The sequence below is a fragment of the Micromonospora sediminicola genome (genome assembly GCF_900089585.1).
Lineage (GTDB): Bacteria > Actinomycetota > Actinomycetes > Mycobacteriales > Micromonosporaceae > Micromonospora > Micromonospora sediminicola.
In genome coordinates this window covers 1,382,789-1,395,517 of the sequence record NZ_FLRH01000003.1, presented here as the reverse complement: position 1 = coordinate 1,395,517, position 12,729 = coordinate 1,382,789, and the positions used below count along the sequence as shown (strand labels likewise).

Genomic DNA, 12,729 nt, shown 5'->3' with positions numbered 1-12,729 from the left:
CCGCAGGCTAGTGCACCCGGGGCTCGCCCTCCCATCCCCCGACGGGCCGAGTCTCTACACTGTGGACCCGTCCATGAAGCCGACGCGGCAGCCGGTCAGCGCGAGTGCGGCGCCCGGTCAGCCGAGGGGCGAGGGCAGCGGCACCTCTCCCCGCAGCGCCCGCTCCGCCATCTGGACGCGCTGGGGGTGAAGGGTGGCGTCGTCCAGCGGCTGACCGGGCACGTTGATGCACCGTTCGCCGGGCAGGGAGTCGCAGACCGGACACGGTAGGAACAGGCCGCAGGACGGGACGAGTTCCGCGCCCTGGGCCAGCGCCGCCCGACCGATCTTGACGAGAGACCGGTAGAGATCGCGGTCCTGGTGTCGGGCGGCACTGGCAGCCACCTCCCGCATGCCCTCCCAGAACTGCTCGGCGGCCCTCGGCTCGTCTATGTCGATCCGTATCGTCGGGTATACCCGCCGTCGCCCCGTTGGCACCTCGTCATCCGCCCCGCGGGCCACCGACGCTCCGGACCCGCACCCGCTCGCTCGGTCGAGGAGTTCACGTCCACGGTCGGGCCGCATCCCGACCCCAACCCATCGAGCGCAACCCGGGTGGGGGTCAATTCTGGTCGCTGGCAGGAACAGCGGACCACATTGCGGTAATCGGTTCTTCCGGTGGGATCGAGCGAGCGCAAAAAGCACGGGCGCGAATCTGCGCCGCCGCCCGGAGAAGACGACGGCGCATCATCGGAGAAACTCAGATGAACTTGCAGCCGGCGCCATTCGAGCCCTGGTGGAGCATCGCGTTGCGCGTCGCCGGGCCGTAGATGCCGTCGTCGGTCTCGCTCACCGCCCGCTGGACCGCCCGCAGGGCCTTCTCCGTGCTCGGGCCGAACTGGCTGTCCGCGGTCAGCGGGTAGACGCCCTGGATGGCGAGGACGTAGTCGTAGCAGACGTTCATGGTGACCTGGAGCTGGAAGACGCCCTTGCCCGTGTTGCCCCGGCGCATCACACAGCTGATGTTGGTGCCGTAGGACGGCACGTCGGCTCCGTTGTACGACCGCCAGTTGTTGCACGTCGACAGGGCGGCGGTCCCGATCGGAGCGGCGGACGCCGGCGTCGCGGCACCGACGATCAAGGCGGCGGACATGGCGATGGCGATTCCGTATCGCATGGCGATTCCTTCCCCCGTGGAAGTGACGCCGGGCCGTTCAAATACATTGCCCGGCGTCAAAACCTTAAGCCGGAAAGGCGGACGGAATCAAGAAGGACCACACGAGAATTTGCGTGATGGAATCGATCGGTTTGCCAGCCAATATGCGCATGTGCTGCAAGCGATCCACTTTTACGCCGGGTCGCGGCGGTTCGCCCCGCGGGACTCAGACGTTGAAGCGGAACTCCACCACGTCGCCGTCCTGCATGACGTACTCCTTGCCCTCGATCCGGACCTTGCCGGCGGCCTTCGCCGCCGCCATCGATCCGGCCGCGACCAGGTCGTCGTAGGAGACCACCTCGGCCTTGATGAAGCCGCGCTGGAAGTCGCTGTGGATCACCCCGGCGGCCTCCGGCGCGGTCGCGCCGACCGGGACGGTCCAGGCCCGCGCCTCCTTGGGGCCGGCGGTCAGGTACGTCTGGAGCCCGAGCGTCCGGAAGCCCACCCGGACCAGCTGGTTCAGGCCCGGCTCGGACTGCCCGATCGACTCCAGCAGCTCGCGGGCCTCCTCCTCGGGCAGGTCCACCAGCTCGGACTCGATCTTGGCGTCCATGAAGACCGCCTCGGCCGGGGCGACCAGCCCGCGCAGTTCGTCGAGGAACTCGGCGTTGCCCAGCTCCGCCTCGTCGACGTTGAAGACGTAGAGGAACGGCTTGGTGGTGAGCAGGTGCAGCTCACGCAGGTGCTCCAGCTCGACCTTGGCGGCGGCGGCGCCGGCGTACAGCGTGACGCCGTTGTCCAGGACCTCGGCGGCCTTCTTGGCGGCCTCGACGGCGGCGGCCCGGTCCTTGCGGAGCTTGGCCTCCTTCTCCAACCGGGGCAGCGCCTTCTCCAGCGTCTGGAGGTCGGCCAGGATCAGCTCGGTGTTGATCGTCTCGATGTCGTCGGCCGGGGAGACCTTGCCGTCGACGTGCACCACGTTCGGGTCGGAGAAGGCGCGCACCACCTGGCAGATCGCCGAGGCGTCGCGGATGTTGGCCAGGAACGCGTTGCCCCGGCCCTGCCCCTTCGAGGCGCCCCGCACCAGGCCGGCGATGTCGACGAACGAGACCGGCGCCGGCAGCACCTTCTGCGAGGAGAAGATCTCGGCCAGCGTGGCCAGCCGCTCGTCGGGCAGCCCGACCACGCCGACGTTCGGCTCGATCGTGGCGAACGGGTAGTTCGCGGCGAGCACGTCGTTCTTGGTCAGCGCGTTGAACAGGGTGCTCTTGCCCACGTTGGGCAGGCCGACGATGCCGATGGTGAGACTCACGACGAACCAGCTTACGCGCCTCGCGGCCGGTGACCGGCAGGCAGGTCCGGCGGCCCGCTCAGACCGGCACGGCGGGCAGCAGGCGCGGCTCGATCCGGGTCTCCCGCGCGGTGCCGTCCTCGGCGCGGCTCACCTCGTACGCCGCCACGCCCTCACGGTCGGCCACCGCCTCGGCCAGCCGGGTGCCCCGGTAGATCAGCCCGACGCCGTCGTCCGTGCAGTGGCTGGTCGGCAGCGTGCCGTCGGCGACCAGTCGGTGCATCAGCGGCCGGCGCTGCTCCTCGCTGTCGTAGTGCACGCCGTTGCCGTACGGGAGCCAGCCCAGCCCCTCGGTGAAGGCCCGCAGGGTCGGTCCGTAGCTGTCGGTGGCGCCGCCCACGTGCCAGCAGATCGAGCCGGCGGAGACCCCGGCCAGCACCACACCGGCCTGCCAGCACTCGTGCAGGATCTCCGGCAGGCCGTGCACCCGCCACACCGCGCACAGGTTGGCGACGCTTCCGCCCCCCACCCAGACGACGTCCTGCGCGAGCAGGTGGGCGCGGATGTCCTCGACGTTCGGCATCGGGTAGAGCGCCAGGTGGGACGGGCGGAACGGGGTGTTGGCGAACGCGCCGTAGAACACCGTGTAACCGGTCGGCTGGTCGCCGACGGCCTGACCCAGGTAGCAGATCCGGGGGGCGTCACCGGCCCGGGCCAGCTCGGCCATCAGCGGGAAGAGCTGGCTCGGCCGGGCGTCCCACGGCCCGCGGCGGCGGCTGAAGAAACCCATGCTGGTGGCGACGATGGTCGGTTCGGTGGCAGGCATGCCCGTCCTTCCGGTCGTTGGCGTCCGAGATCATCCTGCCCGATCCGGCGGCTCCGCCTCGGCCCCTGCCAGCAGGGCACGCAGCAGGTCGGCCAGCCGCTCCCGGTCGGCGGGGGGCAGCGTGTCGAGGATCCGCCGCTGCACCTCCAGCCCGGCCTCGGCCGCCTCCTCGACCACCCGGCGACCGGTCTCGGTGAGGCTGACCCGCAGGGCCCGCCGGTCCGCCGGGTCGGGCGCGCGCCGGACCAGCCCGGCCCGTTCCAGCCGGTCGAGCCGGCCGGTCATCCCGCCGGAGGTCAGCATCAGCGAGCCGGCGAGCGCCTTCGGCGCCAGGGTGTACGGCGGTCCGGAGCGGCGCAGCGCGGCGAGCACGTCGAACTCGCCGCGGCCGATGCCCCAGCCGGCGTACACCTTCTCCTGGCGGTCGCCGACCAGCCGGGCGAGCCGGTAGATGCGACCGAAGACGGCCATCGGCTCGGGTCGCATGCCGGCGCGTTCCCGGCGCCACTGCTCGACGATCAGGTCCACCTCGTCCGTTGCCACGGTTGCCGATTGTGCCGCACCTCGCACTTCCCCTTTTCCTCGGCCCTAACTATCTTAGGGCTAAGCAAATTAGTGGCGAGGTAAGGAGTTCCCATGACCCACCGGCGCAGCGACGTCGCGCTCACCGCCCTGGCGCCGATCACCTGGGGCACCACCTACCTGGTCACCGCCGAGCTGCTGCCCGCCGACCGGCCGCTGTGGTCCGGCGCCGTCCGCGCCCTGCCGGCCGGCCTGCTCCTGCTGGCGCTCACCCGCCGACGGCCGCACGGCGTGTGGTGGGGCCGGGCCGCCCTGCTCGGCGCGCTCAACATCGGGGCGTTCTTCCCGCTGCTCTTCGTGGCCGCGTACCGGCTGCCCGGCGGCACCGCGGCCGTGCTCGGGGCCGTGCAGCCGCTGCTGGTCGTTGCGCTCACCGTCGCCCTGCTCCGGGACCGGCCCGGCCGACCGGCGCTGCTCGCGGCGGTCGCCGCCCCGGCCGGCGTGGGACTCGTGGTGCTGCGGCCGGACGCCGGCCTCGACCCGCTCGGCCTCGCCGCCGGCCTGGCCGGCACCGCGGCCATGGCGGCCGGGCTGGTGCTCACCCGCCGCTGGGGCCGGCCGTCCGGGGTGGGCACGCTGACGGTGACCAGCTGGCAGCTCGTCGCCGGCGGCCTGCTGATCCTGCCGGTCGCGGCCGCCGTGGAGGGCGCCCCGCCCGCGCCGGACGGCCCGGCCCTGCTCGGGTACGCCTGGCTCGGGCTGGTCGGCACCGCGCTGGCCTACGCGTTGTGGTTCCGGGGGGCGGCGCGGTTGCCGGCCACCCGGGTGTCGGTGCTCGGCGCGCTGAGCCCGCTGACCGCCGCGACGCTCGGCTGGCTGGTGCTCGGGGAGGCGCTGGGCCCGGCCCAGCTCGCCGGGTTCGCGGTGGCGGTCGCCGCCATGGTGCTCGGTCAGCTCCCGGGGCGCGCCGGCGGCGGACGGCGGCACCGTCAGCCGGCCAGCAACCGGCGCCAGTCGTCGGTCGCCACCCCCTCGGGCAGGGCGCCCGGCGGCAGCTCCGCCGCCGCGGCGAACGGCAGCGTGAAACGGTGCGCGGCGGCGGGCCCGGCCGCGTGCGACCGGTCGAGCAGCCAGCGCACCTCGTCGGCGGACCAGCCCAGGCCCGGCCGGGCCGCGATCTCCCGGACCAGACGCAGGCCGACCCGGGTGTCGTCGTCGTAGAAACGCATGCACCAGTGGTGCGCCCACATGCCGAGCGCGCGCAGCCCGGCCGGGTCGAGCGAGCCGGCCAGCCGACCACAGGCGGTGTCGGCGAACGGCCGCCCCGGGTCGTCGGCCCGGTCCCGTTCGATCGCACCGTAGGCGGCCGGCGCCACCGCCCGCATCCGGTCGTAGAAGCCCTGCACCACCGCGGCGTCCAGCCGTGCTCGCCCCGATCGCATCAGCGGACACCCCGCCCGGCCACGCTCGCCATGCCCCGCACCTTTTCTTGAGTTGGTGGCGAGGACCGTACCGACCACTTACGACAGTTTCTCGCATCGATCGCCAAGATCCACGCCACCTCGCCGGGGTGGCGGCATCCGGGAAGCGGGGACCCCGCCACCTCGCCGAACTGGCGCGACCGCCGGCACTCACGTCCGAAACCCGCCAGCCGAGCGTCGGACCTGCGAGGCAGGATCGGTGCATGGAGTTGGACTTCGAGCGGTGCTACCGGGCCGTCGACAGCCGCGACCCGCGGTTCGACGGCTGGTTCTACACCGGTGTGACCTCGACCGGGATCTACTGCCGGCCGTCCTGCCCGGCGATGACCCCGAAGCGGCAGAACGTCCGGTTCTTCCCGTCCGCCGCCGCGGCACAGGGCGCCGGTCTGCGGGCCTGCCGCCGGTGCCGGCCGGACGCCGCGCCGGGTTCCCCGCAGTGGGACGTTCGGGCCGACGTGGTCGGCCGGGCGATGCGGCTGATCGCCGACGGCGTGGTCGACCGCGACGGGGTGCCCGGCCTGGCCACCCGGCTCGGCTACACCGAGCGGCACCTGCACCGGATGCTCCGGGCCGAGCTGGGCGCCGGTCCACTCGCGCTGGCCCGGGCGCAACGCGCCCAGACCGCGCGGATCCTCGTCGAGACCACCGGCCTCGGCCTCGCCGAGGTGGCGTTCGCCGCCGGGTTCGGCAGCGTCCGGCAGTTCAACGACACGGTCCGCGAGGTGTACGGCGTCACCCCGTCCGAGCTGCGGGCCGGCCGGAGCGGGCGGCGCGCGGCCGGCGGGGCGGGCACGGTCACGCTGCGGCTGGCCCACCGGCCGCCCCTGCACGCCGGAGCGCTGCTCGACTTCCTCGCGCTGCGCGCGCTGCCCGGCGTCGAGGAGGTCCGGGACGGCGCCTACCACCGCGCGCTGCGGCTGCCGCACGGCTCCGCCACGGTGACGCTGGCCCCGGTCGACGGCCACGTGGCCGCCACGCTGCGGCTGGCCGACATGCGGGACCTGGCGCCCGCGGTGGCCCGCTGCCGACGCCTGCTCGACCTGGACGCGGACCCGGTCGCGGTCGACGCCACCCTTGCCGAGGGCCCGGCCCTGGCCCCGGCGGTCGCCGCCGAGCCCGGCGTCCGGCTCCCGCACGCGGTCGACGGCTTCGAGCTGGCCGTGCGCGCCGTCACCACCCAGCAGGTCTCGCTCCGGTCCGCCCGCACCACCCTCACCCGCCTCCTCGCCGCCGTCCCGCCCGCCGACCCGGGCGTGGCCGAGGAACCGGCGGGCGGCCTGCGGGCCTTTCCGACCCCGGCCGAGGTGCTGGCCGCGCCGGACACGGCGTTCCGGATGCCCGGGGCCCGACGGGAGACGATCCGGGCGCTGGCCCGGGCCGTCGCCGACGGCGAGCTGGACCTGGAGCCCGGAGGCGACCGCGAGGAGGCGTCGCGGCAGCTTGCCGCAGTGCCCGGTGTCGGGCCGTGGACGGCCGGCTACCTGGCCATGCGGGCGCTCGGCGACCCCGACGTCGTGCTCGCCACCGACCTGGGCGTCCGCCGGGGCGCGGCCGCGCTCGGCCTGCCCGACGACCCGAAGACCCTGCACGCCTACGCCGACCGCTGGCGCCCCTGGCGGTCGTACGCGACGATCCGACTCTGGAGAGCGGCATGAGCACTGTGGACAGCACCGTCATCGACACCCCCGCCGGCCCGCTGAGCGTGCTCGCCGGCCCCGACGGGTCGGTACGCGCGGCCGGCTTCACCGCCGACCCGGCGGCCCTGGTGCCGTTGACGCATCCGAGCCTGCGCGGTGACCTGCGGGAGCGGGGCGACCTCGGCCCGGTGACCGCCGCCGTGCGCGCCTACCTCGACGGTGACCTCACCGCGATCGACGCGATCCCGGTGGAGCAGCACACCGACGGCCTCTTCCTGACGCACGCCTGGCGGGTGCTGCGCGACGTGAAGCCGGGCGACCCGGTGACCTACACCGGCTTCGCCGCGCTGGCCGGGCGACCGGCCGCCGTCCGGGCCGCCGCGGCGGCCTGCGCGCGCAACGCCGCCGCGCTCTTCGTGCCCTGCCACCGGGTGCTGCGCACCGACGGCACGCTCGGCGGCTACCGCTGGGGGCTCGACGTGAAGAAGTGGCTTCTCGGGCATGAGGGACGGGTGACGGCTAGCTGACAGCCGAACCGTCGCCCCCGGCCGCTACCGTCGGGTAGTGCCCGCGCCCAGCGACGGCAGCCCCGCGGCGCATCCCGACGCCCGGTCCCAGCCGCTGCGCAACCTCTGGCGGCTGCGGCCCTACCTGCGCCCATATGCGCCGGAGTTCGCCTGGCTGCTGGTCGCGGCGCTGGCCGCGACGGCGGCGAGCCTGGCCGTCCCGCTGGTGGTGCAGCGCGTGGTCGACGGGCCGGTGGCCCGGCACGACGAGGCCGGGCTGCTCCGCCTGGGCGGCCTCGCGTTGCTGCTCGGGCTCGCCGAAGCGGTGCTGATCTTCATCCGGCGGTGGACCCAGTCGTCCTCCTCGGTGGGCATGGAGGCGGCCATCCGGGCCGACATCTACGCGCACCTGCAACGGCTGCCGACCAGCTTCCACGACCGCTGGCAGTCCGGCCAGCTGCTCTCCCGGATCACCAGCGACCTCTCGGTGATCCGCCGGTTCCTCTCCTTCGGCCTGCTCTTCCTGGTGCTCAACCTGATCACCTACGCCGCCGTGGTGGTGCTGCTGATCCGGCTGCACCCCTGGCTGGGGCTGCTGGTCGCGGCCAGCGCGGTCCCGCTGTTCCTGATCAGCCGCCGGTTCGCCCGGCACTACCACGCCGCGTCCCGGCGGATGCAGGACCAGCAGGGCGACGTCGCCACCCTGGCCGAGGAGACCGCACAGGGGCTGCGCACCATGCGGGCGTACGGGCGGGGGCCGGAGCTGGCCGCGCGCTTCGCCGTCGGCGCCCGCCGACTGCACGACACCGGCATCGGCAAGGCCCGCCTGCTGGCCCGCACCTCCGCGTTGTTCGACCTGGTGCCCAACCTGACGCTGGGCGCGGTCCTGGTGGCCGGCGCCGCCGCCGTCGCCGACGGCGCGCTCACCATCGGTGAGCTGGTCGCCTTCGTCAGCCTCCAGCTCATGCTGATCTGGCCGGTGCAGTCGCTGGGCTGGATCATCGCCAACGGGCAGGAGGCCGCTACCGCCGCCGACCGGATCCAGGAGGTCCTCGACACCCCGCCGACCATCGTGGACCGGCCGCACGCCCGCGCGCTGGACCGGGCCGACGTGCGCGGCCGGCTCCGCTTCGAGCGGGTGAGCTTCCACTACCCGGGCACACCCGCGCCGGTGCTGCACGAGCTGGACCTGACCGTCGAGCCGGGCGAGACACTCGCGCTGGTCGGCGCGACCGGCTGCGGCAAGAGCACCCTGCTGTCGCTGGTCCCCCGCCTGCACGAGGTGACCGACGGCCGGATCACCCTCGACGGCCACGACCTGCGCGACCTGCGACTCGGCGCGCTGCGCCGGCTGGTCGGGGTGGCCTTCGAGGAGCCGACCCTGTTCTCCATGTCGGTCTGGGAGAACCTGACCCTGGGCCGACCCGACGCCGGTGAGGAGGAGGTCCGGGCCGCGCTGGCGCTGGCCCAGGCGGAGTTCGCGTACGAGCTGCCGTGGGGGCTGGCCACCCGGGTCGGCGAGCAGGGCCTGTCGCTCTCCGGCGGGCAGCGGCAACGGCTGGCGCTCGCCCGGGCGGTGCTCGGCCGGCCCGCCCTGCTGATCCTCGACGACCCGCTGTCCGCGCTCGACGTGCACACCGAGGCGCTGGTCGAGGCCTCACTGCGTCGGGTGCTGCGGGACACCACGGCGCTGCTGGTGGTGCACCGGCCGTCCACGGTGGCGCTGGCCGACCGGGTGGCGCTGCTGGAGGCCGGCCGGATCGTCGCCGTCGGCACCCACTCCGAGCTGCTGGCCCGGGTGCCGGCCTACCGGGCGGTGCTCTCCGCGGAGCCGGATCGACGACCCGGCGTCGGCCTGGTGCGGTCGTGACCGGCCGCGCCCCGCGGGTCCCCCGGCCCCGGGGCGGCCCGACGAACGGCGTCCGCGTCGATCCGGACGCCGACCTGTCACGGTGGCGGGGCCGGGCCACCGACCCGGACGCCGACCGCAGCCGGGCCGAGGACTCGTCCCCGGCGGCGGTGACCCGCCTGCGCGCCCGCAGCCGGCTCCTGCTGCGTCACCTGCTCCGCCCGCACCGGCGCCGGCTCGGGCTGGCCGTGTCGCTGCTGCTGGCGCAGAACGCGGCCGCGATGGCCGGGCCGTACCTGGTCATGCTCGGCATCGACCGGGGCATCGGGCCGCTGCGGGCCGGCGATGCCGGGCCGCTGGTCGCGGTGGCCGCCGCGTTCGTCGTCGCCACCGTCACCGAGTACGCGACCCGGCGCGCGTTCCTCGCCCTGGCCGCCCGGATCGGCCAGGCCGTCCTGCTCGATCTCCGCCGCCGGGTGTACGCGCACTTCCTCCGCCTCGACGTCGGTTTCCACGAGCGCTACACGTCCGGCCGGATGGTGTCCCGGCTGACCAGCGACCTGGAGTCGATCGGCGAGCTGGTCGACGGCGGCATCGACAAGCTGGTCATGGCGGTGCTGTCGGTGCTGTCGGTGGCGGGCATCCTGCTCTGGCTGGACCTCCCGCTGGCGGCGGTCACCCTGCTCGCCTTCCCGTTCCTGTTCTGGCTGTCCCGCTGGTTCGCCCGCGCCTCGGCCGGGGCGTACCGGCGCACCCGGGAGGCGGTGGCGCTGGTCATCGTGCACTTCGTCGAGTCGCTCCGCGGGATCCGGGCGGTGCAGGCGTTCCGCCGGGAGCCGCGCAACCAGCGCATCTTCGCCGCGGTCAACGACGACTACCGGCGGGCGAGCCTGCGCGCGTTCCGGCTGATCGCGGTCTACTCGCCGGGCATCCGGCTGATCGGCAACCTCACCGCCGCGGTGGTGCTCGGGTACGGCGGCTGGCGGGTGCTGGGCGGCCGGACCGAGGTCGGCGTGCTCGCCGCGTTCCTGCTCTATCTGCGGCGGTTCTTCGAGCCGATGGAGGAGCTGAGCCAGTTCTACAACGCGCTCCAGTCGGCGACCGCGGCACTGGAGAAGCTGGCCGGCGTGCTGGACGAACGGCCGGCGGTGGCCGAACCGGCGCGCCCGCTGCCGCTGCCCGCCGGCCCGCCGCGCGGCGGCGTGGTCTTCGAGGCGGTCTCCTTCGGCTACCGGCCGGAGACGCCGATCCTGGGCGACCTGGACCTGACCGTGCCGGCCGGGCAGACCGTCGCCCTGATCGGCCCGACCGGCGCCGGCAAGTCCACGGTGGCCAAACTGCTGGCCCGCTTCCACGACCCGGCGGCCGGCTCGATCCGCCTGGACGGGGTGGACCTGCGTGACCTGGCCGACGCCGAGCTGCGCCGGGCGGTGGTGCTGGTCACCCAGGAGACCCACCTGTTCAGCGGTTCCGTCGCCGAGAACATCAGGTTCGGCCGGCCGGACGCCGACGACGACGCCGTGGTCGCCGCCGCCCGCGCGATCGGCGCGCACGAGTTCATCTCCGCCCTGCCCGACGGGTACGCCACCGACGTGCACCGGCGGGGCGGCCGGCTCTCGGCCGGGCAGCGGCAGCTCGTCGCGTTCGCCCGGGCGTTCCTGGCCGACCCCCGGGTGCTGATCCTCGACGAGGCCACCTCGTCGCTGGACGTGCCGACGGAACGCCTGGTGCAGCGCGCGTTGCACAGCGTCCTGCGCGACCGCACCGCGCTGGTGATCGCCCACCGGCTCTCCACCGTCGAGACCGCCGACCGGGTGCTGGTGCTCGACGGCGGCCGGATCGTGGAGGACGGTTCACCGGCCCGGCTCGCCGCCGCCGGCGGCCGGTACGCCGCCCTGCACCGCCAGTGGCGCGACTCGCTGCTCTAGGGACGCGGCCCCTCGGTGGTGGCCTCGGCCCGCAGGTCGCGCCGGATCCGGTCGACCGCCCGACCGAAGCCGAAGAGCAGCACCAGGACCAGGGCGGACACCGCGACAAGCATCGGCACGGTCAGGGCGACGCCCTCGGACGGGCCGAGTCCCAGGCCCCGGATCACCGTCGGCGCCAACGCCAGTGCGGACAGAGCGATCGCGGCGGCGCCGAGTGCCAGGACGCCCGCGGCGCGGCCCGGGTCCCGGTCGGCGTCTGCCCCGGGGGCGGTGACGACGAGCACCAGGCCGAAGCCGAGCGCCAGGCCGAGCCCGAGCGCCGAGGGCAGCGACACCACGAGCGTGCCGGTGCCGGGCAGCTCGGCCTGGACCGTCGGGGCGGCGAACGGCACCGCCAACGCGGCCAGGAGCAGGCCGACCGCGTCCCAGGGCAGCAGGCCCGGTCGCAGCCGGGCCAGCGTGGCGCCGGCCACGACCGCGGCCACTCCGGCCAGCAGGACCAGGTACGCCTGCGCCCGTTCCCCGACGAAACCGAGCCGCAGCCCGAGCAGGAGCAGCGGTCCGGTGGCGAACCCGAGCACCACCCACCGCGCGGCGGTCGCCCGGCCGGTGCGCCACGCGTAGCCGAGCAGGACCAACCCGGCGACCACCGCGACGGCCACCGGGGAGAAGTACGCCACCGACTCGACGAACCGCGCCCGGCGGGGACCGACCAGACCGTCCGGGCTGAGCCGGAACACGTCGACCACCCACCAACGTGTCATCAGCCCGGCCAGGGTGAGCACGGCCGCGACGGCGGTGGCCACGACGGCCCCGATCGGGGCCCGTCCGGCCGACCGTCGGCCGGGCTCGCCGGTAGGCGGGCCGGCGGGATCGGCGTTGGCCGTGCCGACGGGGCGGCCGGACTCCCGGTGGCGGAGCACCGCGGCGACGACGACGGCCAGCACACTGACCCCGACCTGCGCCGACCAGCCCCGGCCGCCGCTCGCGACGCCGTCGCCCGCCGCCAGACGGAACAGATCCTCCACGCCCGGACCGACCACCAGACCGGCGGCGAGCGCGGCGGCGACCGGCCAGCGCCGCGCGGGCGCCGAGCGGGCCACCGCCGACAGCGCCCCGCCGAGCGCCAGCCCCGCCCCGACCGCCGCCAGCACGGCCAGCACGCCCTCGGCGGTGGGCGGCTGCTGGGGCACCAGACCGGCGCCCTGCCGGAGGCCCACCTCGCCGGCCAGGTAGTCCAGCGCCAAGCCGGCCAGCGCGACCGGCCAGCCGGGCAACCGGTCCGCCACGGCGACGGCGGCCAGGACCACGGCCAGCAGCGCCCCCGCGCCCAGCGCGACGAGCGTGCCGCTCAGCCGCAACGACCCGGTCGGGAAGCCCTGGACGAGGTCGGCGAAGCCGGCCTGGCGGGCCACCGCGAGGCCGCGCGTGCCGAAGTACGCCCCGACCGCGACCGCCGCCACCGCCCCGGCCACCGTGGCGGCGGCCGGTGGCGTACGCGTGCTTCCGTCCATCGTGGTGCCTCCCCCGCATCCGTGGAGGGCAGATGCTGTC

The 12,729-nt window shown here is 74.9% G+C and carries 11 protein-coding genes and 1 pseudogene; 5 read left to right on the top strand and 7 right to left on the bottom strand.

From position 1 onward, the window contains the following. Positions 1-117: 117 nt before the first annotated feature. The 5 genes from GA0070622_RS07185 to GA0070622_RS07165 form a co-directional block, all read right to left on the bottom strand. Positions 118-393: a zinc finger domain-containing protein gene (locus GA0070622_RS07185; protein WP_141684538.1), complete on the bottom strand. Its 276-nt coding sequence runs from the start codon at positions 391-393 to the stop codon at positions 118-120. A 346-nt stretch (positions 394-739) separates the two neighbouring features. Continuing rightward, the gene (locus tag GA0070622_RS07180) at positions 740-1,156 is read right to left on the bottom strand and encodes a peptidoglycan-binding domain-containing protein (RefSeq protein ID WP_091570592.1); all 417 of its coding nucleotides are present in this window, start codon (positions 1,154-1,156) and stop codon (positions 740-742) included. Positions 1,157-1,361: 205 nt separating this feature from the next. Further along, positions 1,362-2,447 carry a redox-regulated ATPase YchF gene (gene ychF / locus GA0070622_RS07175; RefSeq protein WP_091570589.1) on the bottom strand — a complete coding sequence of 362 codons (1,086 nt, stop codon included), beginning with the start codon at positions 2,445-2,447 and terminating at the stop codon, positions 1,362-1,364. 58 nt (positions 2,448-2,505) lie between these two features. Next, on the bottom strand, positions 2,506-3,252 hold the full coding sequence (locus tag GA0070622_RS07170) for a Type 1 glutamine amidotransferase-like domain-containing protein (RefSeq protein ID WP_091570585.1): 747 nt from the start codon (positions 3,250-3,252) through the stop codon (positions 2,506-2,508). Between the two features lie 30 nt (positions 3,253-3,282). Next, positions 3,283-3,795 carry a MarR family winged helix-turn-helix transcriptional regulator gene (locus GA0070622_RS07165; protein WP_091570581.1) on the bottom strand — a complete coding sequence of 171 codons (513 nt, stop codon included), beginning with the start codon at positions 3,793-3,795 and terminating at the stop codon, positions 3,283-3,285. Positions 3,796-3,888: 93 nt separating this feature from the next. On the opposite strand from GA0070622_RS07165, the pseudogene GA0070622_RS07160 reads away from it, so the two are divergent. Beyond that, positions 3,889-4,710: pseudogene (locus GA0070622_RS07160) on the top strand (EamA family transporter); the annotation flags it as partial. 53 nt (positions 4,711-4,763) lie between these two features. Here GA0070622_RS07160 and GA0070622_RS32995 read toward each other — a convergent pair. Next, positions 4,764-5,216: a hypothetical protein gene (locus tag GA0070622_RS32995; protein WP_245666138.1), complete on the bottom strand. Its 453-nt coding sequence runs from the start codon at positions 5,214-5,216 to the stop codon at positions 4,764-4,766. 242 nt (positions 5,217-5,458) lie between these two features. Here GA0070622_RS32995 and GA0070622_RS07155 point away from each other — a divergent pair, with 242 nt between their 5' ends. Genes GA0070622_RS07155 through GA0070622_RS07140 form a run of 4 tightly spaced genes read left to right on the top strand, consistent with a single transcriptional unit; the run spans position 5,459 to position 11,175 of the window. Continuing rightward, positions 5,459-6,910: a DNA-3-methyladenine glycosylase 2 family protein gene (locus tag GA0070622_RS07155; protein ID WP_091570573.1), complete on the top strand. Its 1,452-nt coding sequence runs from the start codon at positions 5,459-5,461 to the stop codon at positions 6,908-6,910. Then, positions 6,907-7,419 carry a methylated-DNA--[protein]-cysteine S-methyltransferase gene (locus GA0070622_RS07150; protein ID WP_091570569.1) on the top strand — a complete coding sequence of 171 codons (513 nt, stop codon included), beginning with the start codon at positions 6,907-6,909 and terminating at the stop codon, positions 7,417-7,419. Before GA0070622_RS07155 ends, GA0070622_RS07150 begins: the two co-directional genes overlap by 4 nt. A gap of 37 nt (positions 7,420-7,456) precedes the next feature. Beyond that, entirely contained in the window at positions 7,457-9,268 is a 1,812-nt protein-coding gene (locus GA0070622_RS07145) for an ABC transporter ATP-binding protein (RefSeq protein ID WP_091570563.1), read from the top strand. Continuing rightward, positions 9,265-11,175, top strand: coding sequence for an ABC transporter ATP-binding protein (locus tag GA0070622_RS07140; RefSeq protein ID WP_091570560.1), 1,911 nt, complete (start codon positions 9,265-9,267; stop codon positions 11,173-11,175). The genes GA0070622_RS07145 and GA0070622_RS07140 overlap by 4 nt, the downstream gene beginning before the upstream one ends. Here the strand turns inward: GA0070622_RS07140 and GA0070622_RS07135 are convergent. Next, the gene (locus tag GA0070622_RS07135) at positions 11,172-12,689 is read right to left on the bottom strand and encodes a hypothetical protein (RefSeq protein WP_091570556.1); all 1,518 of its coding nucleotides are present in this window, start codon (positions 12,687-12,689) and stop codon (positions 11,172-11,174) included. The two genes, GA0070622_RS07140 and GA0070622_RS07135, sit on opposite strands and share 4 nt — an antisense overlap. Positions 12,690-12,729 lie beyond the last annotated feature (40 nt).

Bases quoted from the DNA above. Each gene is read 5' to 3' on its own strand.
- GA0070622_RS07150 (WP_091570569.1), top strand. From the start codon at position 6,907: ATGAGCACTGTGGACAGCACCGTCATCGACACCCCCGCCGGCCCGCTG.
- GA0070622_RS07155 (WP_091570573.1), top strand. From the start codon at position 5,459: ATGGAGTTGGACTTCGAGCGGTGCTACCGGGCCGTCGACAGCCGCGAC.
- GA0070622_RS07170 (WP_091570585.1), bottom strand. From the start codon at position 3,252: ATGCCTGCCACCGAACCGACCATCGTCGCCACCAGCATGGGTTTCTTC.
- GA0070622_RS07185 (WP_141684538.1), bottom strand. From the start codon at position 393: ATGCGGGAGGTGGCTGCCAGTGCCGCCCGACACCAGGACCGCGATCTC.
- GA0070622_RS32995 (WP_245666138.1), bottom strand. From the start codon at position 5,216: ATGCGATCGGGGCGAGCACGGCTGGACGCCGCGGTGGTGCAGGGCTTC.
- GA0070622_RS07135 (WP_091570556.1), bottom strand. From the start codon at position 12,689: ATGGACGGAAGCACGCGTACGCCACCGGCCGCCGCCACGGTGGCCGGG.
- GA0070622_RS07180 (WP_091570592.1), bottom strand. From the start codon at position 1,156: ATGCGATACGGAATCGCCATCGCCATGTCCGCCGCCTTGATCGTCGGT.